19 protein-coding genes are annotated in these 20002 nt (G+C 40.4%); 8 read left to right on the top strand and 11 right to left on the bottom strand.

Going from position 1 to position 20002, the window contains the following annotated elements; translation table 11 throughout:
• The first annotated feature begins 1 nt into the window (after nucleotide 1).
• Both BM291_RS18215 and BM291_RS18210 read left to right on the top strand, forming a co-directional pair.
• A complete protein-coding gene (locus tag BM291_RS18215; RefSeq protein ID WP_092900109.1) occupies nucleotides 2-3406 on the top strand; it encodes an efflux RND transporter permease subunit in 3405 nt (1134 codons plus the stop codon).
• A 139-nt stretch (nucleotides 3407-3545) separates the two neighbouring features.
• Entirely contained in the window at nucleotides 3546-4046 is a 501-nt protein-coding gene (locus BM291_RS18210) for a UpxY family transcription antiterminator (RefSeq protein ID WP_092900107.1), read from the top strand.
• Nucleotides 4047-4108: 62 nt separating this feature from the next.
• On the opposite strand, the gene BM291_RS18205 is transcribed toward BM291_RS18210, so the two are convergent.
• The 10 genes from BM291_RS18205 to BM291_RS18160 all read right to left on the bottom strand — a co-directional run bounded on the left by BM291_RS18205 (nucleotide 4109) and on the right by BM291_RS18160 (nucleotide 12042).
• Complete coding sequence (locus tag BM291_RS18205; RefSeq protein ID WP_245786912.1) at nucleotides 4109-4759, bottom strand: hypothetical protein; 651 nt, start codon at nucleotides 4757-4759, stop codon at nucleotides 4109-4111.
• Nucleotides 4760-4947: 188 nt separating this feature from the next.
• Nucleotides 4948-5136 (bottom strand): exodeoxyribonuclease VII small subunit, encoded by a 189-nt coding sequence (xseB, locus tag BM291_RS18200; RefSeq protein ID WP_092900104.1) that lies wholly within the window; start codon nucleotides 5134-5136, stop codon nucleotides 4948-4950.
• Nucleotides 5133-6443 (bottom strand): exodeoxyribonuclease VII large subunit, encoded by a 1311-nt coding sequence (gene xseA, locus BM291_RS18195; RefSeq protein ID WP_092900102.1) that lies wholly within the window; start codon nucleotides 6441-6443, stop codon nucleotides 5133-5135. The genes xseB and xseA overlap by 4 nt, the downstream gene beginning before the upstream one ends.
• 2 nt (nucleotides 6444-6445) lie before the next feature.
• Nucleotides 6446-7309: a 4-hydroxy-tetrahydrodipicolinate synthase gene (gene dapA, locus BM291_RS18190; RefSeq protein ID WP_092900100.1), complete on the bottom strand. Its 864-nt coding sequence runs from the start codon at nucleotides 7307-7309 to the stop codon at nucleotides 6446-6448.
• Between the two features lie 146 nt (nucleotides 7310-7455).
• The gene (ligA, locus tag BM291_RS18185; RefSeq protein ID WP_092900098.1) at nucleotides 7456-9909 is read right to left on the bottom strand and encodes an NAD-dependent DNA ligase LigA; all 2454 of its coding nucleotides are present in this window, start codon (nucleotides 9907-9909) and stop codon (nucleotides 7456-7458) included.
• A gap of 273 nt (nucleotides 9910-10182) precedes the next feature.
• Nucleotides 10183-10665, bottom strand: a complete 483-nt coding sequence (locus tag BM291_RS18180) for a DUF2569 family protein (RefSeq protein ID WP_092900096.1) — start codon at nucleotides 10663-10665, stop codon at nucleotides 10183-10185.
• Nucleotides 10666-10760: 95 nt separating this feature from the next.
• Nucleotides 10761-11027: a DUF2442 domain-containing protein gene (locus tag BM291_RS18175; protein ID WP_092900094.1), complete on the bottom strand. Its 267-nt coding sequence runs from the start codon at nucleotides 11025-11027 to the stop codon at nucleotides 10761-10763.
• 12 nt (nucleotides 11028-11039) lie between these two features.
• The gene (locus BM291_RS18170) at nucleotides 11040-11273 is read right to left on the bottom strand and encodes a DUF4160 domain-containing protein (protein WP_262481226.1); all 234 of its coding nucleotides are present in this window, start codon (nucleotides 11271-11273) and stop codon (nucleotides 11040-11042) included.
• Nucleotides 11274-11474: 201 nt separating this feature from the next.
• The gene (locus tag BM291_RS18165) at nucleotides 11475-11759 is read right to left on the bottom strand and encodes an addiction module antidote protein (RefSeq protein WP_092900090.1); all 285 of its coding nucleotides are present in this window, start codon (nucleotides 11757-11759) and stop codon (nucleotides 11475-11477) included.
• A 4-nt stretch (nucleotides 11760-11763) separates the two neighbouring features.
• On the bottom strand, nucleotides 11764-12042 hold the full coding sequence (locus BM291_RS18160; protein ID WP_262481225.1) for a type II toxin-antitoxin system RelE/ParE family toxin: 279 nt from the start codon (nucleotides 12040-12042) through the stop codon (nucleotides 11764-11766).
• 291 nt (nucleotides 12043-12333) lie between these two features.
• On the opposite strand from BM291_RS18160, the gene BM291_RS18155 reads away from it, so the two are divergent.
• The 4 genes from BM291_RS18155 to BM291_RS18140 all read left to right on the top strand — a co-directional run bounded on the left by BM291_RS18155 (nucleotide 12334) and on the right by BM291_RS18140 (nucleotide 16143).
• A complete protein-coding gene (locus BM291_RS18155) occupies nucleotides 12334-12966 on the top strand; it encodes a TetR/AcrR family transcriptional regulator (RefSeq protein WP_092900086.1) in 633 nt (210 codons plus the stop codon).
• A 95-nt stretch (nucleotides 12967-13061) separates the two neighbouring features.
• Entirely contained in the window at nucleotides 13062-15122 is a 2061-nt protein-coding gene (gene metG / locus BM291_RS18150; protein ID WP_092900084.1) for a methionine--tRNA ligase, read from the top strand.
• A 156-nt stretch (nucleotides 15123-15278) separates the two neighbouring features.
• Nucleotides 15279-15677 (top strand): nucleotidyltransferase substrate binding protein, encoded by a 399-nt coding sequence (locus BM291_RS18145; RefSeq protein WP_092900082.1) that lies wholly within the window; start codon nucleotides 15279-15281, stop codon nucleotides 15675-15677.
• A 148-nt stretch (nucleotides 15678-15825) separates the two neighbouring features.
• Nucleotides 15826-16143, top strand: coding sequence for a nucleotidyltransferase domain-containing protein (locus BM291_RS18140; protein ID WP_139229136.1), 318 nt, complete (start codon nucleotides 15826-15828; stop codon nucleotides 16141-16143).
• 105 nt (nucleotides 16144-16248) lie between these two features.
• On the opposite strand, the gene BM291_RS18135 is transcribed toward BM291_RS18140, so the two are convergent.
• On the bottom strand, nucleotides 16249-17154 hold the full coding sequence (locus BM291_RS18135) for a YitT family protein (protein WP_092900078.1): 906 nt from the start codon (nucleotides 17152-17154) through the stop codon (nucleotides 16249-16251).
• A 262-nt stretch (nucleotides 17155-17416) separates the two neighbouring features.
• On the opposite strand from BM291_RS18135, the gene BM291_RS18130 reads away from it, so the two are divergent.
• Both BM291_RS18130 and BM291_RS18125 read left to right on the top strand, forming a co-directional pair.
• Nucleotides 17417-18841 (top strand): circularly permuted type 2 ATP-grasp protein, encoded by a 1425-nt coding sequence (locus BM291_RS18130; RefSeq protein WP_092900076.1) that lies wholly within the window; start codon nucleotides 17417-17419, stop codon nucleotides 18839-18841.
• A 166-nt stretch (nucleotides 18842-19007) separates the two neighbouring features.
• A complete protein-coding gene (locus BM291_RS18125; protein WP_092900074.1) occupies nucleotides 19008-19994 on the top strand; it encodes an alpha-E domain-containing protein in 987 nt (328 codons plus the stop codon).
• Nucleotides 19995-20002: the final 8 nt, after the last annotated feature.

Here is a 20002-nt window from a genome sequence, read left to right as displayed (position 1 = left end):
GATGGCGGAAAATCAAAAACCAATAAAAACGAGAGAGTTCGGCTTATCCAGCATGAGTGTGGATAATTCCACCTCTGTGGTTATCCTTACGCTGATAATTACTTTCCTTGGCTTGAGTGCTTATCGCAATATGCCGAAGGAGAGCTTTCCTGAGATCGTCATCCCTACGGTGTATGTAGGAACTCCTTATCCTGGTAACTCACCAGTGGATATGGAGAATCTAATCACAAGACCTATAGAGAAAGAGTTGAAGTCCCTAAATGACGTGAAGGATATTACTTCTACATCTGTTCAGGATTTCTCTTCTATTGTAGTGGAATTTAATCCTGGCGTGGAGATCTCCAAAGCTATTCAGGATGTAAAGGATGCTGTAGATAAATCTAAAAGTGAACTGCCTACAGATCTGGATCAGGATCCCAATGTATTGGAAGTGAATACATCTGATTTCCCGATTATGAATGTTAATATTTCTGGAGATTATTCTGAAGCTGAACTGAAGAAGTTCGGAGAATACCTGGAAGATGAGATAGAGAAGCTTTCAGAAATCTCAAAAGCAGATTTAGCAGGAACAGTAGAGCGAGAGATTCAGATCAACGCAGATCCTTACAAAATGGAATCTGTTGGGGTGAGTTTCAATGATATCGCTTCTGCGATCCAAACGGAGAATGTGACGATTTCAGGTGGTAATATTAGGTCTGGAGATTTTCAGCGCACACTTCGTGTAGATGGAGAGTTCACAGACCCAATGGATATTCTGGATATCATCATCAAAACTGACAACCAGAAAATCGTTTACCTCAGGGACGTAGCAGAAGTAAAGGATACTTATAAAGAGAGAACAAGTTACGCTAGAAGCAAAAACCTTCCTGTAGTGACGATCAACGTAGTGAAGCGAAGTGGAGAGAACTTGCTGTATGCTGCGGATAAAATCAAGGAAATTATTGAAAAAACCAAAGCCGACAGATTCCCTCCGGATCTTGAGATCAGCATCACCAATGACCAGTCCAAAGCAACTAGACTTCAGGTAAGTGATCTTGAAAACTCTATCATCTTTGGGGTGATTCTAGTGGTATTGGTATTGATGTTTTTCCTAGGATTTAGAAATGCACTTTTTGTGGGGATAGCAATTCCGCTTTCCATGTTCATTTCTTTCCTGATATTAAATGCTTTTGGGATTACGCTGAATCTAATGGTGCTTTTCTCCCTGATTCTAGCCTTGGGTATGCTCGTGGATAACGGTATCGTGGTGGTAGAGAATATCTATCGTTTGATGTCTGAAGGCAAAAGTGCCGCTCAGGCAGCAAAAGAAGGAGTAGGGGAGGTCGCTTGGCCAATCATTACTTCTACAGCTACGACTCTAGCTGCATTCCTTCCACTTGCATTTTGGCAGGATACGGTAGGGGAGTTTATGAAATTCCTTCCTATTACATTGATTATTGTTCTTTCTTCCTCCCTGTTTGTGGCCTTGGTGATCAACCCTGTGTTGACTGCCCTTTTCATGAAGGTGGAAGATGTAAGTAAGGATAAGCCTAAGCAGAAATCTATTATTGTAGCGGGTGTATTGCTGATCCTATCAGCATTGTTTTATCTGATTGGATGGACTGCTTTTGGTTCACTGATGTTAATTGCTTGTGTATTAACTGTTTTCAATGTCTTCATACTCAGAAAAGCCATTCGCTGGTTCCAGACTGTGTTTTTGGTGAAGATGGAGAATATGTATGAAGGTATTTTGCAGTATGCTCTTAATGGCAAGAAGCCCTATGGGTTTCTAGGTGGCACGGTGCTACTACTTGTGCTTTCTCTACTTCTTTTGGTAGTAAGGGCCCCACAGGTTCTTTTCTTCCCGGATAACCAGCCTCAGCTCATCAATGTGTTTATTGAATTCCCGATAGGAACGGATATAGAGGCGACAAATGAGTTTGTGGATGGGATGGAAGATGAGCTGATGATAGCGCTGGATGAATACAAGGATATATTGGAATCAGTAATCACTCAGGTAGGAGAAGGAACTGGCGACCCGATGGAAGGACCAAGTAACCAACCAACGCCTCACAAAGCGAAAATCACAATCGGTTTCGTAGACTACATCGACCGCCAAGGCATCAATACCAACGGCGCGATGGAGCAGATTCGTGAGTTGTCTACCAAATATCCAGGTGTGCTGGTAACTGTAGATAAGCAGAGAAACGGGCCTCCAGTAGGTAAAGCAATTAATTTGGAATTTGCTGGAGAGGACTACGATCAGCTGATTGCGTTTGTCAACCAAACAAGAGAGTATCTGAATGATCAAAATGTCCCTGGTGTGGAAGAATTGAAGTCCGATTTGTCACTGGGAAATCCTGAGGTGATTTTGAATATTGATAGGGATAAGGCTAGGAGATTTGGGCTTTCTACCTCAGAAATAGCAACTGACCTTCGTACAGCACTTTTTGGTTTGGAAGTATCCAAATACAAAGAAGGTGAAGATGATTACCCAATCCAGTTGAGGTTAACAGAAGGTTTTAGATATGATATCAACACCTTGGTCAATAAGAAAATTGGCTTTAGAGATAAATTTGGAGATAAGCGGGAAGTGCCAATCTCAGCCGTAGCTGAGGTGAAGTATGGTTCTACTTATGGTTCTGTGAAGAGAAAAGATTTGGAAAAGGCGGTTACCATCTATTCCAATGTGCTTGATGGTTTCAATGCAACTGCAGTGAATGCTCAGATACAAGCAGCTCTTGAGTACTACGAAGTGCCAGATGGCATCTCTGTGAAATACACGGGTGAGCAGGAAGAGCAGCAGAAATCTATGGATTTTCTTTTGGGTGCGTTAGGGATCGCAGTTTCCTTGATTTTCCTGATAATTGTAGCTCAGTTTAATTCGGTTACTACCCCATTTATCATTATGGCATCCGTAGTTTTGAGTACGATTGGTGTATTCTTGGGACTTGTGATTTTCAACATGGATTTCGTTGTAATTATGACGGGTATAGGTATTATTTCCTTAGCGGGGGTGGTAGTGAACAATGCGATTGTATTGATTGATTATACCAACCTGGTTCGCGAGCGTAAAAAAGATGAACTTGGAATGGATCAAAAAGATCATTTGCCATTCCCTCTTATGATTTCTAGTATAGTAGAGTCAGGGAAAACTAGATTAAGACCAGTTTTGCTTACAGCGATCACCACTGTATTAGGATTGATTCCACTAGCAATTGGTATGAACATCAATTTTGGAACATTGCTAACATCATTTGATCCACAATTCTATGTGGGAGGAGACAATGCAGCTTTCTGGGGACCGATGGCTTGGACGGTAATATTTGGGTTAACCTTTGCAACCTTCCTTACGTTAGTCATCGTACCAGTCATGTATTTGTTGGCAGATAAACTCAACATGAGAATCAGCAAACTTAAATCTTGATTGGATTAAGGTTGGTGGTTTTTTTTGTTAAAACCTCTGGGGCAATGTCTCAGAGGTTTTTTGCTTTTTATATGAGGGGGCTTTTTCCTTTCAAGCATGGAATTTGTAAGTTCGCCATCCCGAAATCATTCGAGTAAAAATGGAAGAATTAAAGTGGTTTGTGATGTACACAGCTTCTCGATCTGAGAAAAAAGTGGCTGATCGATTGAAAGAAAGAGGCTTGGACGTGTACTTGCCTATGATCGAAGAATTGCGTCAATGGTCAGATCGTAAGAAAAAGGTACAACGTGCCATGTTCAACGGTTATGTATTTGTGAAGACTCATCGTAATCAACTTTGGGAATGCTTACAGGTGCCAGGGGCAGTGAAGTTTGTTCATTTTTCAGGTCAGCATGCGACTATCAGAGAAGAGGATCTGGATATCATCAAGCGTGTGATAGAAACAGGTGTAGGGGTGGAATCCGACGGGTCCACCATCGATCCTGGGGAGAAGGTAAATGTAATAGGAGGACCGCTTCAGAATATGACTGGGGAAGTCATTGAGAAAGGTAATAAGGATTATTTTTTGATTCGAATTCCTGGTATTTACCAGAACCTATTGATCAACATACCGAGGAAGTTTTTGGAAGTAACTAATTGAAAAGCAAAGAGCCATCCCGAGTATCGGGATGGCTCTTTGCTTGATTGGTAATCGGTATGAACTTAATCTTTTTTGCTAAAGAAATATCTTCTGTAAACAACTTGTGCCTGGCCTAAGTGATCTCCATATCTGTTGAAACCAATATTTCCATCCAAGTTATCAGTAAAGGTCATCATTAAGGAGCCTTCCAGTGCAATATCGGAAAATGGACCTATGGAATAGCTTAAACCTGCTCGGATAGGTATATAGCCCGTTGTAATGGTATGATGAGTAGGAATCTCATCCTTATCAAATGTTTTTGTTTGCTCTGTGCTAGCGTGCATTACTCCTAGTCCTACTCCTCCATAAAAATTGAATAAACTTCTATTCATATGGTTGGCGAAGGGAACTACATACATACTTGGCATTAAGTCAAAATAATAGACAGGCCCAGAAACGGTAAAGGCTGAGTGTTTCTCAAACCATGATCCTATAATTTTGGGAGTTGGGTTGCCACCACTTGAAATCCACTGCATACCTGCAGACGCTCTCAGATCAAATCTGTCATTGAGTCTCTTAATCAATGATGCTGTTACGGATGGTTTGACTTCAAAATTAAAAGCCCTGTATTGCCCTCCATTATCCATATAGGCCATCGCAGGTCCTATACCAATGCTGAAGATATTGTCTCTGGATTGTTTCTCTTTATAGAAACTCTGAGCAGACAAATTCATGCTTCCAAAAAGTAAGCAAACTAAGATGAGAAGGGGGGATTTTCTTGACATAATGGTAGAGCCTAAAAAGGGAAATGTACCTCAGGGTAAGACTTGTTTGCAAATTTTGCAACAAATATGCCAATCACCTGCTTGGAATTATATTTAAAACAGAAAAATACCAGAATTAGTATAATTGAGTTAAAAAATCAAGCACCCTCAAAAGCCTTTTTAATGTCATCTTCGGTGATTTTCAACTTGCTTCTGCAGGCTTTTACCAGCTCAGCGGCTTCTTTTACCAACTCAGAAAGTTCGTCTACACTTTTCTTTCCTTCTTCAAGTTCCGCCAGAATTGTCTCCAATCGGCTCATAGCTTCGTTGTACTTTAATTCACTCATTTTTCCTCAATTTGTGTAATTGTGCTACTGATTTTTTGCTTGGAAGTATGCGTCTGCAATTCATCTCCAAGTTGGATTTTTGCAGCATTGATGGACTTGCCATTGATTTCGGTTCGGGTATAGCCTCTGGCTAAAATAGTATCGGGGTTCAACTGGCGCAGAAGTATTTCTTTGGAGTCTAAACTCTGTTTTTGCTTTTGCAAAAAGCCCTCCAAACCCCGAATCATATTTTTCTCAAAAGAAGCCAAACTATTTTCCTGAATCTGTAGGATGTTTTTGCTCGAAATTCGAATTCTGCTGATTGAAGAATTCAATTTCTCCGCTTCAAGCTTCAAACGACTTTCAGAAAATGCTTTTACCTGATGGGCGATTTGCTGAATTCTGGTTTGCTCCTCACTGAGTTTCTGGCGAGTTGCGCGATCTAGTCTTAGCATTGCTAATCCTAGATTTTCTTCGAATTCTCTAAAACCAGAAAGGAGAAATTCTGCCACCGCTGTAGGTGTTTTTAGTTTGGTATGCGCCACCAAATCGGCAATGCTTTCATCACGCTCGTGTCCGATGCCAGTGAGAACGGGCAAGGAGAAGTTTGCGATTTTGGCTGCAAGCCTATAATCATCAAAGCAATCCAAATCCAACTGGGCACCACCGCCACGTATCATCACTACCGCTTCAATTCCCAATTCATCTTTCACAGATTCAATCTGTTCCAGACTTCTGGTCAAGGAGGCTACGGCTTCATTTCCCTGCATCATAGAAGGGAATAGCTTATGATAAACCTGATAGCCGTACGCGTTATTTTCTAATTGATTGACAAAGTCACCATAGCCTGCCGCAGTAGGGCTGCTGATGATGGCGATTTTCTGAATAACTGCAGGAAGTGAATGTCTGGCGTTCAGACGAAGTAAGCCTTCTCTAGTCAGTCTATCGATGGTTTCTTGACGGACCCTAGCTCTTTCTCCCAAGGAAAAAGAAGGGTCAATATCCTTTACATTAATGCTCAGACCATATACAGGATGGAAGTTGACTGCCACTTGAGCAAGCACCTTCATACCATTCTTGATACTAGAACCAGTAATGGATTCAAATCTCGCCGCCACATTTCTGTAGGCAAAGGACCAGAGATTGGCCTTTATCTTTGCTTGGACGGTGTTTCCTTCCTTTTCTACCAGTTCAAAATAAGCATGTCCCTGAGGAGCTTGACGGAAGTCTGCAATTTCACCAATAACCCAAATTACCGGATCAAGTTCCGTCTCCAAGGCTTGTTGGATCAGCCTATTGAGTTCAGATATCGATCGGGCATTTTGCATGCTTATTTAAGTTTTTGAAATTCCGCTTTGATTCTTTGATTCAAACCTAAGCTTGCACGAAGCATAGGAAGTCTTACCTGGTCATCACAGATTCCCATATGACAGAGCAAATTTTTGATTCCTACCGGGTTGCTTTCCTCATACATGAGGTTGTTTAAAGGTAAAAGTGAAAAAGCTGCTTTCAAACTTTCTTCTTCTGAACCATGGCACATGGCCTTAAAAGTAGCTGGAAGTGCATTTGCCATTACAGAAATAATACCTGATCCACCAATGCTGTATAGCGCTTTGGTCATTAGATCATCACCAGAAACCAACAAGAAATCTTTGGGCATTTTTGCAGCGATTTGCATGCATTGCTCCAAGTTTCCACTTGCTTCTTTCATACCTATAATATTAGAATGCTCAGCAAGGCTAAGAGTAGTTTCGGCAGTGATGTTAGACATGGTTCTACCTGGGATATTATACAAGATCACTGGAACTGGACATGCGTCAGCGATTGCTTTGTAATGTGCGATAATTCCTGCCTGAGTTGGCTTGTTATAATAGGGACTTACAGAAAGGATGGCGGTGATGCCGGTGAAATCTGTGGCAGAGATATCGCTCAATACAGACATGGTGTTGTTTCCTCCCATACCATATACAACAGGCACGCGTTCGGCATTATATTCTAAACAAGCATTTAAAACCTGTTTTTTCTCAGAAGGTGAAAGAGTAACTGTTTCCCCAGTTGTGCCCAAAACCACCAAATAATCCACTCCACCGTCGATTACATGATCGATAAGTCGTTTTAGACCATCGAAATCAATAGAGTAATCATCGTGAAATGGGGTGACAAGGGCTACGCCGGTTCCTTTAAGTTGATTCATGTATATAAGGTTTGGGAGGCTAAAGATAATGGGATGATAGGAATTGGCATTCTGTTTTTGGAAAAAAACGCCTCTGTAGACGCGAATCAATATTCGCACGTAATTCTGATACCTATTATTGTCCTTGGGCGAAAGATTTTTCGCCCCTACACGTCACCTATCATCTTCAAAAAATCTTCTTCGCTGATCATCGGAACGCCCAGCTTTTGGGCCTTCTCTTTTTTGCTTGGGCCCATGTCTTCACCTTCTATGATGAAATCCAGGTTTTTGGAAACGGAGGAAATGTACTGTCCGCCATGTGCGATGACGGCATCTTTGATTTCATCGCGTTTGAAATGCGTCAATTTCCCGCTGGCCAAAATGCGTTTGCCTTCAAGAGAATTTCCAAGTTGTTTTGATTCTGATTCATCGACCTCGAAATTCAACCCGAAGCCTTTTAATCTGGCGATGATCTCTTGGTTCTTTGGCTGCGACAAAAAGTCCTGCAGGCTAAGTACAAGCGTTTCGCCTACGCCATTGATGTCCAGTAATTGTTCAGAAGTAGCAGCTTCGAGTTTTTCGATTGTTCCAAAATGTCTGGCTAGCAATTGAGCCGTGTTTTCTCCGATATTTCTAATTCCCAAAGCAAAAAGCACCTTTTCGAAAGGCTGATTTTTCGACACAGCAATTCCCTCCATCATGTTTTTGATGACGCCATCCTGGAAGGTATTGGCTTTGAGTTTTTTGATGCGATCTGTTAGCTGCTGGTTGAGGTCAAGGTTCAGTTTCAATAAAATGCCGTGAACGGTGCCTTCCTTTTTGCTGACTTCAAGTACTTGCTGGAAATCTACTTTTCTGCTAAGGAAAAGATCTATTACCACCGCTACAGGAACGTAATCTTCGAGTTTTGGCAGGTTGTGATCCTTTAGATTTGAAATCAGGTAATCGATCATTCCCGTATTGGAAGGGACTTTTTTCTTCAATTTTCTGATATGCTCCTGAAATGCCTTTAGCACTTCTGCTAGTGGTAATTCAGTATTCTCGGCTAGGAAATCATGAACCTGTTTTGATGTAAGACCTTCAGTTAAGGCATAGAGTGCTTTTTCTAAGGTGATATAGAGCAAGCCATCACCTTCAGTTTCGTACTGATCTTGGGACATCTCTAGTCCAAGCAGTTCTTCCTTTTTTGCCTCCAATTCATAAATATCTGCTGGATCAGTGATGAATCCCTGATCGATCAAAGCTCTGATTCGCTCTGTTCCCATGGAGTCAATATCCATGGCGCGTTTGGATACGAAATGCTCGATTCTTCCCAGTACCTGAGGGGGACAGGATTCGGCATTTGGGCAATAATGCTTGGCTTCGCTTTCCTTTCGTTCCAGTTCCGTCCCACATTCTGGGCAGTGAGTGATATATGAAACTGGTTTTGCATTAGAGTTTCTTCTTTCGGGATTTACCGCAGTGATTTTTGGGATGATCTCTCCTCCTTTTTCCACAAAGACAAAGTCGCCCTCATGTAGATCCAAGCGCTCAATTTCATTGGCATTATGGAGAGAAGCGCGCTTCACGGTCGTACCGGCCAAACTCACCGGAGACAGATTTGCCACGGGAGTGATGGCGCCAGTTCGCCCAACTTGATAGGTCACAGACAGTAATTCCGTCTCAGCGCTTTCCGCCTTGTATTTGTATGCTATCGCCCAGCGGGGATTTTTGGCAGTGAAGCCCAGTTCCTCGCGCTGATCGTAATTATTAACTTTCAGAACTACGCCGTCAGTATCCACAGGAAGTGAAAAGCGCTTTTCTTTCCAGTCTTCTATGTATTGGATTACCTCCTGAATGTCCGCAACTTTTCTATACGTTTGGGAGACGTTGAATCCCCATTTTTCTATCAGGGATATGGCTTCAGAATGGGTGTTTACGCTCAGTTCATCGCCAAGTAACTGGTAAAAATAGCAATTCAACCTACGCTTGGCGACTACCGAGGAGTCCTGCATTTTCAAAGTTCCGGAAGCTGCATTTCGCGGATTTGCTAAGAGTGCATCACCTGCTTCTTCACGGGCAGCATTGATTTTCAGGAATTCCTTCAAAGGCAAAAATATCTCACCTCGTACTTCGAATGTTGCAGGAATGTTGTCACCTTTTATTTCCAATGGGATATTCCGGATCGTCCGCACATTGGCCGTGACATCATCTCCTTTGTATCCATCTCCACGCGTGACAGCTCGAACCATTCGCCCATTTTCATACACTATACTGATAGCAACCCCATCGAATTTCATCTCGCAGAAATATTCAAAGTTGGGGTGACCGAGTCCCTTCACCACGCGCTCATCAAAGGAGATAAGTTCTTCTACAGAATAGGTGTTTCCCAGTGAAAGCATTTTAGTGCTATGCTCTACCGTTTGAAAATCCTTGGTGATTGTGCCGCCTACTCGCTGGCTTGGGCTATCTGGATCAAGCAAATCAGGGAAGCTAGTTTCCAAGGCAATCAGTTCCTCCAAAAGCTTATCGAACTCAAAGTCAGATATCTCAGGATTGCTTTCCTGATAATAGCGGTTGTTGTGATGATTGATTTCTTGGCTCAGCTGTGCAATTCGCTTTTCGGCTTCCTGTGGATTCATGTGCTTTGTAGAAAAATTAAGGCTTGTAAAAATAGGAGTTCGATAGGGAAGGAGCAATATTTTTCCTAGGTAGAAAGTTTATAAGTCACAAATTGAAAGTGAGTATTTTTTACCGCAAAGACACAAAGTTCGCAAAGAAATGCGCTAAGGTTTTTTGAGTGGCGCTAGTCGGTAAAGGTACAGAACGATGGTTTTAGAAGGGGCTAAGTTTTGGATGCAGGAGGAAACTTTAAACCGCCAATTCAATCTATTTTCCCGCGGTCAGAGTAGGATTTATTTCACAAAGGTTAGTATTGGGCGTTTTCCTTTATTCAAATACAGTCCAGTAACAATTGCAATAATTCCGGTTTTTGCAAGTCCATTTTCAATATTACTTAAGTCTTGCCCGGTTAAGTCAGCGTAATGGCTCAATAAGTAAATTCTTAATATTTCGGCTAGGATAAGATATCCAAGTAGCCCCAGGAAAATTGGAGGGAATTTCTTTTTACGCTTAAAAAAGGTTGCTAAGCTCCAAACAAGAATTCCAAGTCCTATTATCATGGAAAGAATTAAATAGGTATAGATGTGTATTCTAGTTTGAAGTAACTCATCTATTGTGTGAAAATATGAAGTCCAATCATCTGATAATAGTTGATTTATTGTAGTTATTAGGCTGATCAAAATTTGAAGCCCACTGCCAATTATCATAATCATTATGACCCATAGCCACCCACCAATTGGTTTTCCAATAGTACCATGTAAGTCTTTCTCTTGCATTACTTTTTAAAAAGGTAAGTTTTCCTTTAGATGAAGGACTTGATTTAAGAATACAGAAATAGAAAATACTCAACTGCGAATGTATTGTAATTACATTAGTTATGGTCTTTTACCATTATTTTTTCATCTGCTTCATATTGATGCAAAAAATCCGGACAAAAATCATAATCATTAGGCCAGTAAATCCCTCTGCCATTTTCGTAAAGTGCGACTTTTTGAAAATAAGCATGATCGGAAAGAGGTTGGCTTAGATCGTCATCTCCTATAAAAGAATCAAAATCAATAGTTTTATCAGTGCCATCACTGAAGTAGAAGTGGATCTTTTTGTCTCCTTTTAAGTAGTAGTTTGTTATGCTTACCATGGCTTTACTGTTTTAATCTAAAGGTTCAATTTTGTCCAATGGTTCACGAGCAATAGCTTTTTGCCAATTATTTATCAATTCATCCCGATGCTCAATTGCCCATTCAATGGCCAGTGTTTTTGCTCTTTTTGGTAAGTGACCTTCCAATATTTCTAAAGTCTTAATATCAACCAGAGCTTCATCGTCTTGGTATATCACATGAAAGTGCGGTGGATTATGATCGTTATAAAACATCCTGATAATTATTCCATAGAATCTGCTTATTTCTGGCAGTGATTAAGAGGTTTTATTCGATTTTATAGTCTTGAATTCTCCAAAATATGAATTGGTTTGGCTGTTTTCTAAATCTAAAATAAGAATTTCATAAGTATTTCTGTTTTTTAAACCTTCGAGGTTCAAAATAAACTTAAAGGTTGTCAGAATGGAGTGCTGCCACGAGATACATATTTAACTTGATATTGGATTAACCTGGAGTTGTCCGCCTATTGCTTTTAAGACTTTCATAACGGTGGAAAATTGAGGTTTGGCACCGTCTGAAAGTGCTTTATATAAGCTTGGTCTGCTGAGTCCGGTTTCTTCTGCAATTTTTGTCATTCCGATTGCTTTGGCTACGTGGCCGATAGCATTTATCACATCTGCATTATCTCCTTCTTCCAAAACTGTGTTCAGGTATTCAGCTATCATTTCTTTACTATCCAAATAATCTGCTATGTCAAATTTTGAAGTATCCATATTGTTATGTTTTTAACTTATTCCAGATTTCTTTCGCTTTCTTAATGTCATTCTGTTGGGAAGACTTATCTCCACCAATTAGCAGAACAATTATAATTCCATCCTTTTCCTTGAAGTAAACTCGATAGCCTTTTGCGAAATTTATCCTCATTTCGCTAATTCCATCTCCTACAGATTTACAATCTCCGAAGTGACCATCTCTTTCAATTTTCTGAATACGAAAAAGAATTTTAGCCTTGGCTTGTATGTCCTTCAGCTTTTTTAGCCATTTGTCGAATTCAATTGTTTTCTCGATGAAGTATATATTGTTTGTATCTACTTGGATACAAAAATACAGATTAATTTTTATTTTCTTTTACTGCAAAAACACTTAGTTATTTAAGTGTTTTTGAGTCTTGGCAGGGTAGTTTTCCTTTACAAATCCTTCAAGGTTCAAAAAAGGCCTCAAAGGTTATACGCGTTGCACTCACCGCAGCATTACGAGCAAAATCAGGAGCTTTGAGCTGCAGGAACTTTACATTGCATATCCTCCCTTTATTTTAAATCTTTGCTATACTATTCTCCCCAATCACCTATGACTAAAAAAGCCAATCTTGAAAGCAAAATTCTGGATGCCGCCTACAAACTTTTTTTGGAGAAAGGCTATCGCCAAACTACCATGGATGATATAGCCCAAATGCTAGGCATGAGCAAAAAGACACTTTATAAGTATTATCCTGGTAAGATGGAATTGCTTGGAGCATCTTTTGAAGTAACCAAAACCAAGCTTACTGCTAAAGTGGAGGCAATTGTGGAAAATCGTTATATTTCTTTTCCACTTAAACTGAAGTCCACTTTGACTGTAATGGCTTCACTTTTAGGTCCAATCAATCCTGAACTTTTCGAAGATCTTAGAGAGCATGCGCCCGAAATCTGGGAAGATCTCACCCAGTATATCAATGAGTCTGCCTACACTCGTTTTAAGAAGTTGCTAGAGCAAGGGGTAAGTGAAGGGTTGGTCAATCCCTCTATCAATATCAACCTTGTAGTTATGCTATATGCTACTGCGGTGCAATCGCTCATGGATCCGAAATTTATCAACCAATTTCCCGAGCCAATACAGCAAGGGATGAAAAATCCTCCTGCCGACATTTATGATCAGGCGATCACAATTATATACAATGGTATTTTGACGGATGAGGCTCGCAATGAATTTGCAAATGCCTAAGGCTCGCTTTGCCTGATTTTCCTATCTTTGCGCCCTGATCCTGTAACGAATTTGTTTTCAACGCGGGGTTTTCTAGTTAGAATTTTAGATTGATCATGAGCAATAAGAATTTCAAAAGATATACAGTCACTTCTGCACTTCCATACGCCAACGGACCGCTTCATATCGGTCATCTGGCGGGATGCTACATTCCCTCAGATATATACGTTCGCTATTTGCGAAGCCTAAATAGAGACGTAGCCTACATCTGTGGCTCTGATGAGCACGGTGTGGCGATTACTATCAAGGCAAAAAAAGAAGGAAAAACGCCTCAGGAAGTGGTGGATCACTACCATCAGATCATGAAGGGTAGTTTTCAGGAATTTGGGATCAGTTTTGATCATTACTCCCGCACATCAGCACCTATACATCATGAAACGGCTCAGGGTTTTTTCAAGGATTTGTATGAGAAAGGCGAATTCCTAGAGGAGACTACCGAGCAATATTACGATGAGGAAGCAGATCAGTTTTTGGCGGATAGATACATAGAAGGTACTTGCCCGAAATGTGGGAATGAGCACGCATACGGCGATCAGTGTGAGAAATGTGGCAGTTCGCTTAGCCCTACAGAACTCATCAATCCAAAATCAAAACTCAGCGGAAGAACTCCTATTTTGAAAGAAACCAAACATTGGTTTCTTGACTTGGCGAGGTATCAGGATTTCCTGAAAAAATGGATACTGGAAGATCATGCGAATGATTGGAAAAATAACGTACTAGGCCAGTGTCGTTCCTGGCTAGAAGCTGGCGAAGGTTTGCAAGCAAGATCGATGACCAGAGATTTGGACTGGGGTATAAAAGTGCCGTTGCAAGACGCAGAGGGCAAAGTTCTTTATGTTTGGTTTGATGCGCCTATTGGCTACATCTCTTCGACTAAAGAATGGGCAGCCGAAAAGGGTATAGATTGGGAGCCTTATTGGAAAGATCAAGATACCAAGCTGGTACATTTTATCGGAAAGGATAACATCGTATTCCACTGTATTATTTTCCCGGCAATTCTTAAAACTCACGGCGATTATATTCTGCCTGAAAATGTGCCTGCAAATGAGTTTTTGAACCTAGAAGGAGACAAGATCTCTACTTCCAGAAACTGGGCAGTTTGGTTGCATGAGTATTTGGAAGATTTTCCTGGCAAGCAGGATGTGCTTCGCTATGTGCTTACAGCAAATGCACCGGAGACCAAAGACAATGACTTCACCTGGAAGGATTTTCAGACTAGAAATAACTCAGAGCTGGTTGCTATTTACGGGAATTTCGTGAATCGTGCAGTCGTTTTGACTCATAAATACTATCAGGGAATCATCCCTCAGCGAGGTGAATTGACTGGTTACGATCAGGAAATATTGGATGCTTTGGCAGAATTTCCTGAGAAAATCGCTTCTTCTATCGAACGCTATAGATTCCGTGAGGCGCTAAGCATAGTGATGGAATTGGCTCGATTGGGAAATAAATACCTAGCAGATACAGAGCCTTGGAAAGTCATTAAAACTGATGAAGCTCGCACAGCAACTATTCTGAATATCGCATTGAATATCGCTGCTAACCTTGCGATCGTATCAGAGCCATTCTTACCATTTACTGCTGGGAAACTGGTGGGTCTTTTTGGAATGGAAAAGATAGATTGGTCTGAAGCTGGTCAAGGCGAACTGCTGAAAGCGGGAACTTCTCTAGGAGAGATGGGTTTACTTTTCGAGAAAATCGAAGATGAAACTGTAGAAAAACAAGTACAAAAACTATTAGATGCCAAGAAGATGAATGAAGCTGAAAATGCACAGGTTCCAGCGATGAAAGAGATCATTACTTACGATGATTTTGCCAAACTAGACATGCGCGTAGTTACTATTTTGGAAGCGGAGAGAATGCCAAAATCCAAGAAGTTAATCAAAATGAAAGTAGACACAGGTCTTGGTCATAGAACGGTACTAAGTGGAGTAGCAGAGCACTTCGAGCCAGAGTACCTAATAGGCAAGCAAGTGACGATGTTGATCAACCTTGCTCCACGTAAGATGATGGGCATTGATTCCGAAGGCATGATTTTGATGGCAGAAGATAAAGACGGAAAGCTGAAGCTAATGGTGCCTCATGAAGGGACTGCGAGTGGATCGACGATTTCTTAAGAAGCAAGTATCAAGATTTTAGAACCAAAAGTCAATATATAAGATATTGGTAGGGGCGAATAATTATTCGCCCTTTTTGATGTTCAATAATCATTCGTCTTTATTGAATTCAATTCCATTCAGATGATCCAAATAAATTCTTAAATTCATTTTTCTATGGAAAATGACATTAGGTGGAAGCAACGTTTAGAGAATTTTACAAAGGCTGTGAAACTTTTGGAGGAAATTCAATTTCTTGATCTTGCTAAAACTTCACAGTTAGAAAAAGAGGGGATTATTCAGCGTTTTGAATTTACGTTAGAATTGGGATGGAAAACGCTTAAGGATAAAATGGAGTCAGACGGTTTGGTTCTGTATCAAATTTCTCCAAAAATGGTTATGAAGGAAGCTTTCAAAGCTAAGTACATTGACCAGATTGAAATCTGGCTTGACATGATTAATGACCGTAATCTTCTTAGCCATACCTATGATTTTACAGTTATGGAAGAAGTAATTCCTGATATTCAAAAGCGATATTCTCAAGCTTTATCAGCCTTGAATAAAACATTAGTTTAAGTTGGAGTTTGTGAAATCGAGTCTGTCTGAGGTAGATAGGCATGAGTAACGAGATGCTTAAACTGATGATTCTAAGCCTTGCTAGAATCCGCGTCCAATTGGCGTCAACCGAGCAGGCATATGACCGTTGAAAAATAATAATAAATTGATGAGATTTGGACTGACAAATTCTGCTCAAGAGATACTTGTTGATATTTTTGAAAAATATCCACAGGTAGCCCATGTGATTATCTATGGTTCTCGAGTCAAAGGTACTTTTACTAATAGATCTGATCTGGATTTGGTTATTGCTGATGGAGAAATTGATCGTTTTACTTTGGGAAAAGTGATTTCTGATATTAATGAGAGTGATTTTCCTTACACTATCGATCTACAGAGTCTTGGTAGGATTCAGAACAAAAATCTGCTCGATCATATCAATAAATTGGGAAAGACCTTTTATAAAAAAAGAGATGAATTAAATTAAAATTAGAATCTAGATTTTAAAACCAAGAGTCTAGATTTATGATATTCGCCCTTTTCTTTTGTCTCTAAATCTAATGTCCTGCTACTTCTGTCTAGCTACTAACGACTAATGAAGCGGTCTCTTCTTAATCATCCCTCCCTTAGTGTCCTTGATAGGATATTGAATCACAAAGGCTTTGGAGTCAATTTTTTCGATTTCCACAAGCATTTTGGTGACTTCTAATCGGGTGATTACGCAGAATAATACTTTTCTATCGGGAAGCTCTTTGGCCTTGTCTCCATATCCTCCATCAGATTTCAGTACTGTCACCCCTCTTCCTAAGTCAAAGGAAATCATTTGTTTGATTTCTTCATTGTACGAAGACATGATCATCACGCCTAGGTATTCTTCCACGCCGTTGATGATGAAATCTACAGTTTTGGAAGCGGAGAAGTAAGTCAGCATGGAATACATGGCTGTTTCTATATCTACGAAAATAGCTGCGATTATAAATAGGCAGACATTGAAGACAGTGATAAAATCACCTACAGTTAGGCTTGATTTTCTGCTCACAGAAATGGCTAGCACTTCAGTTCCGTCGATTACAGCCCCACCTCGAATAGCAAATCCAATTCCTGATCCTAAGAAAAAACCTCCAAAAACAGCAATCAGCAATTTATCTGCCGTTATAGCAGGGACTTCTATGTAATGAACAAGTAGTGCTAGCGCAAAAATTGCCAAGGTGCTTTTGATCGCGAATGGCACCGAAACCTGCTTAGCACCAAGCAGAATGAATGGTAAGTTGACTAGTATAATTAGTACAGAAAGATTGACTGGAGTAAGCATGTCTAAGAGCAGTGACATGCCCATCGCGCCTCCATCAAAGAATCCATTTGGCAATAAAAAACCCTTCAAGCCTATGCTAGCCATCACGACTCCTATTGCAATGAAAAGACCGTCCTTGATTTGTCTCCAAATCGTGATTCTCTTCACTATCGAGTTGTCTTGTATTTTTAAAAGTCGCTTAACCATGGGTCGAAAATAAAGTATTTTAATCAACAGTTCTGTCTGCAACTGCAACCAACCCAAGAATAAATACTTAACTTAACTGAGAAGAGAGGGCTGAAATGATGGTCTGATTGATTGATAGAGTGGTAATTATTGAATCATAGTATTGACATATCGTGGCAAGAATATAGATTTTCATAAAAATATGAACCTATTTTTATTATTTTTTTGACAATTACTCTAATTCACCTATCTTTTTGAAGCTTGTTTTATTTTAGATAAACTTATGAAGACCGAAGGATACAACGCAGGAGAACATTACGATGAGATGATCTCTGAAGAAGGGGAGATTAGAGAGCATTACAATGAGTTTTACAATCATCTGAAAAAGACGAGTTCCAAAAAGATGAACCAGTTGCAGCATTCTGCCAATCAGACGCAGCGATCGATGGGTATGACTTTTAATGTCTATCATGACAATCAGGGAATGGAGAAAATCCTTCACTTGGATATCATTCCCAGGATTATTCCCAATTCAGAATGGCAAAAGCTCGAGGCTGGATTAAAGCAAAGAACTCAAGCTTTGAATATGTTTCTTCAGGATATTTATAATGAGCGAAATATCCTGAAAGATGGTGTCGTGCCTTCAGACCTGATCCTTAAGAGTAAGGATTATCTTGAGCCTTGTATAGGATTGACTCCTCCTAAGGGTATCTGGTGTCATATTACGGGTACTGATCTCGTGAAGAGTAAGGATGGGGAATATTACATCTTGGAAGATAATCTCAGATGTCCATCAGGAGTTTCCTATATGTTGGAAAGTCGAGAAATAATCAAGCGCGTCTACCCTGATATTTTTAATCAAAAGGGTGTAATGCCAGTCTCGAACTATCCGACTAAGTTACTTAGGATGCTTCAGAATCTTTCGGATAAGCCTAAACCTGTGGTCGGAGTACTGACTCCCGGGGTTTATAACTCGGCTTATTATGAACATTCGTACCTCGCTTTGCAAATGGGAGTGGAGCTGGTCAGTGGCGTGGACTTGATCGTAGAGAATAAGAAAGTGTACATGCAGACCACCAAAGGTTTAGAGCAAATCGATGTGCTTTATCGCAGGATAGATGACACATTCTTGGATCCAGAGACTTTCAATCCAGATTCTATGCTGGGAGTTCCTGGTCTTTTTGAAGCCTATAAAGCGGGGAATATTGCTTTGGCAAATGCTCCTGGAACGGGCGTAGCGGATGATAAGGCAGTTTATGCTTACGTTCCAAAAATCATCAAATACTATCTTAATGAAGAACCAATATTAAATAATGTACCAACTTATCTCTGTAGAGAGGAAGAGGACAGGCAATATGTGTTGGATCACATAGAAGAATTAGTTGTGAAGGAAACGAATGCGGCAGGTGGATACGGGATGCTGATTGGTCCAAAGGCAACTCCAGAGGAGCATGCGAAATTCAGAGAGCTTGTTGCCAATAATCCAACAAACTACATCGCTCAGCCTACTTTATCCCTTTCAACAGTGCCGACACTTACCGATGAGGGTATAAGCGGAAGGCATGTGGATCTGAGACCTTATATCTTGTATGGACAAGAAATTGAGGTGATTCCAGGCGCATTGACTCGAGTAGCGCTGAAGAAAGGTTCGTTAGTAGTGAACAGCTCCCAAGGTGGAGGAAGTAAGGATACCTGGGTTTTATATTAATGAATATGATTACCCGTAATCATGCCAGCAGCCAATTTTTCTTTGCTCACTTGGTCAGAAGACCGGTGACCGAAGTGACCAGAAGTTTACTGTGGAGCAAAACATATAATGCTTTAGTCTGATAACTGGCAAAAAAGCGGGTATACAAATAATAAACTGAAACAATATGCTAAGTAGAGTAGCAAATAGTATTTATTGGCTAGGGAGATACCTAGAGCGCGCGGAGAATTATGCGCGATTTATAGACGTGAATTTCAACCTGATGCAAGATCTTCCGCTAGATCTCAAAGAGCAGTGGCGTCCTTTGATCGCAGCTACAGGAGATTTGGCTCTTTATGAGAAAAGTTGTACTGGTTACGAGAAAAATCAGGTTTTATTCTTTTTGGGGTTTGATGCAGAAAACCCAAACTCCATGGTCTCCACCATCAAAAATGCTAGAGAAAATGCACGGATCATCCGCGAAAACCTAAGTAAGGAAACGTGGGAGAAAGTCAATGAACTCTACTATATGATGCAGGAAGGCTTGGAAAAAAAGGTTTGGAAAAAAGAAGATCCAAGGCCGTTTTTTGAGAAAGTAAAAAATCAGATTTTATTGATTTATGGTATCGCGGATAGTAGTGTGGCCCGAACTGAAGGGTGGTATTTCAGACAGCTTGGTCAATTCCTAGAGAGAGCTGATAAGACTTCCAGGATGTTAGATGTGAAATATCATATACTTCTGCCTTCAGACCAGGAGATCGGTACTCCTCTTGATTTCCTTCACTGGATGGCTTTATTGAAGTCAGTTACTGCATTCAATACCTATCGCAGATTGTATGGGAATATTGAGTCTGCCAACGTGGTGGAGTTTTTAACACTGAATAAGTACTTTCCTAGATCCATCTATTTTTGCATCAAAGAAGCTGAGAAGTGCCTCCATAACATTTCAGGAAATTTGGGTGGTGGATATATGAATTCACCTGAAAAGGCTATGGGAGAATTGCGTTCAAAATTAGAATTTGCCGAAGTAGGAGAGATTATTGGCTTTGGCTTGCACGAGTATTTGGATAATCTTCAGTTGAAAATTAATGAGATATCTAATTTAGTCGACTCTAACTTCTTTACTATCAGAGATAATCAGACCTATCAAACTCAAAGTCAAAATCAGAATTGATAAGCTGA

It is taken from the genome of Algoriphagus aquimarinus (assembly GCF_900112005.1).
In the GTDB taxonomy this organism is placed as follows: Bacteria; Bacteroidota; Bacteroidia; order Cytophagales; family Cyclobacteriaceae; genus Algoriphagus; species Algoriphagus aquimarinus.
Note: the sequence above shows the minus strand (reverse complement) of the source record. Positions and strands in the feature narration are given on the sequence as shown.

What these genes read in the sequence shown, in the direction of transcription:
- BM291_RS18215 (WP_092900109.1), top strand. Translation starts at nt 2, where the DNA reads ATGGCGGAAAATCAAAAACCAATAAAAACGAGAGAGTTCGGCTTATCC.
- BM291_RS18125 (WP_092900074.1), top strand. Translation starts at nt 19,008, where the DNA reads ATGCTAAGTAGAGTAGCAAATAGTATTTATTGGCTAGGGAGATACCTA.
- BM291_RS18135 (WP_092900078.1), bottom strand. Translation starts at nt 17,154, where the DNA reads ATGGTTAAGCGACTTTTAAAAATACAAGACAACTCGATAGTGAAGAGA.
- BM291_RS18210 (WP_092900107.1), top strand. Translation starts at nt 3,546, where the DNA reads ATGGAAGAATTAAAGTGGTTTGTGATGTACACAGCTTCTCGATCTGAG.
- BM291_RS18165 (WP_092900090.1), bottom strand. Translation starts at nt 11,759, where the DNA reads ATGGATACTTCAAAATTTGACATAGCAGATTATTTGGATAGTAAAGAA.
- BM291_RS18180 (WP_092900096.1), bottom strand. Translation starts at nt 10,665, where the DNA reads ATGCAAGAGAAAGACTTACATGGTACTATTGGAAAACCAATTGGTGGG.
- BM291_RS18140 (WP_139229136.1), top strand. Translation starts at nt 15,826, where the DNA reads ATGAGATTTGGACTGACAAATTCTGCTCAAGAGATACTTGTTGATATT.
- BM291_RS18145 (WP_092900082.1), top strand. Translation starts at nt 15,279, where the DNA reads ATGGAAAATGACATTAGGTGGAAGCAACGTTTAGAGAATTTTACAAAG.
- BM291_RS18130 (WP_092900076.1), top strand. Translation starts at nt 17,417, where the DNA reads ATGAAGACCGAAGGATACAACGCAGGAGAACATTACGATGAGATGATC.
- dapA (WP_092900100.1), bottom strand. Translation starts at nt 7,309, where the DNA reads ATGAATCAACTTAAAGGAACCGGCGTAGCCCTTGTCACCCCATTTCAC.
- BM291_RS18205 (WP_245786912.1), bottom strand. Translation starts at nt 4,759, where the DNA reads ATGAATTTGTCTGCTCAGAGTTTCTATAAAGAGAAACAATCCAGAGAC.
- metG (WP_092900084.1), top strand. Translation starts at nt 13,062, where the DNA reads ATGAGCAATAAGAATTTCAAAAGATATACAGTCACTTCTGCACTTCCA.
- ligA (WP_092900098.1), bottom strand. Translation starts at nt 9,909, where the DNA reads ATGAATCCACAGGAAGCCGAAAAGCGAATTGCACAGCTGAGCCAAGAA.
- xseB (WP_092900104.1), bottom strand. Translation starts at nt 5,136, where the DNA reads ATGAGTGAATTAAAGTACAACGAAGCTATGAGCCGATTGGAGACAATT.
- xseA (WP_092900102.1), bottom strand. Translation starts at nt 6,443, where the DNA reads ATGCAAAATGCCCGATCGATATCTGAACTCAATAGGCTGATCCAACAA.
- BM291_RS18175 (WP_092900094.1), bottom strand. Translation starts at nt 11,027, where the DNA reads ATGGTAAGCATAACAAACTACTACTTAAAAGGAGACAAAAAGATCCAC.
- BM291_RS18155 (WP_092900086.1), top strand. Translation starts at nt 12,334, where the DNA reads ATGACTAAAAAAGCCAATCTTGAAAGCAAAATTCTGGATGCCGCCTAC.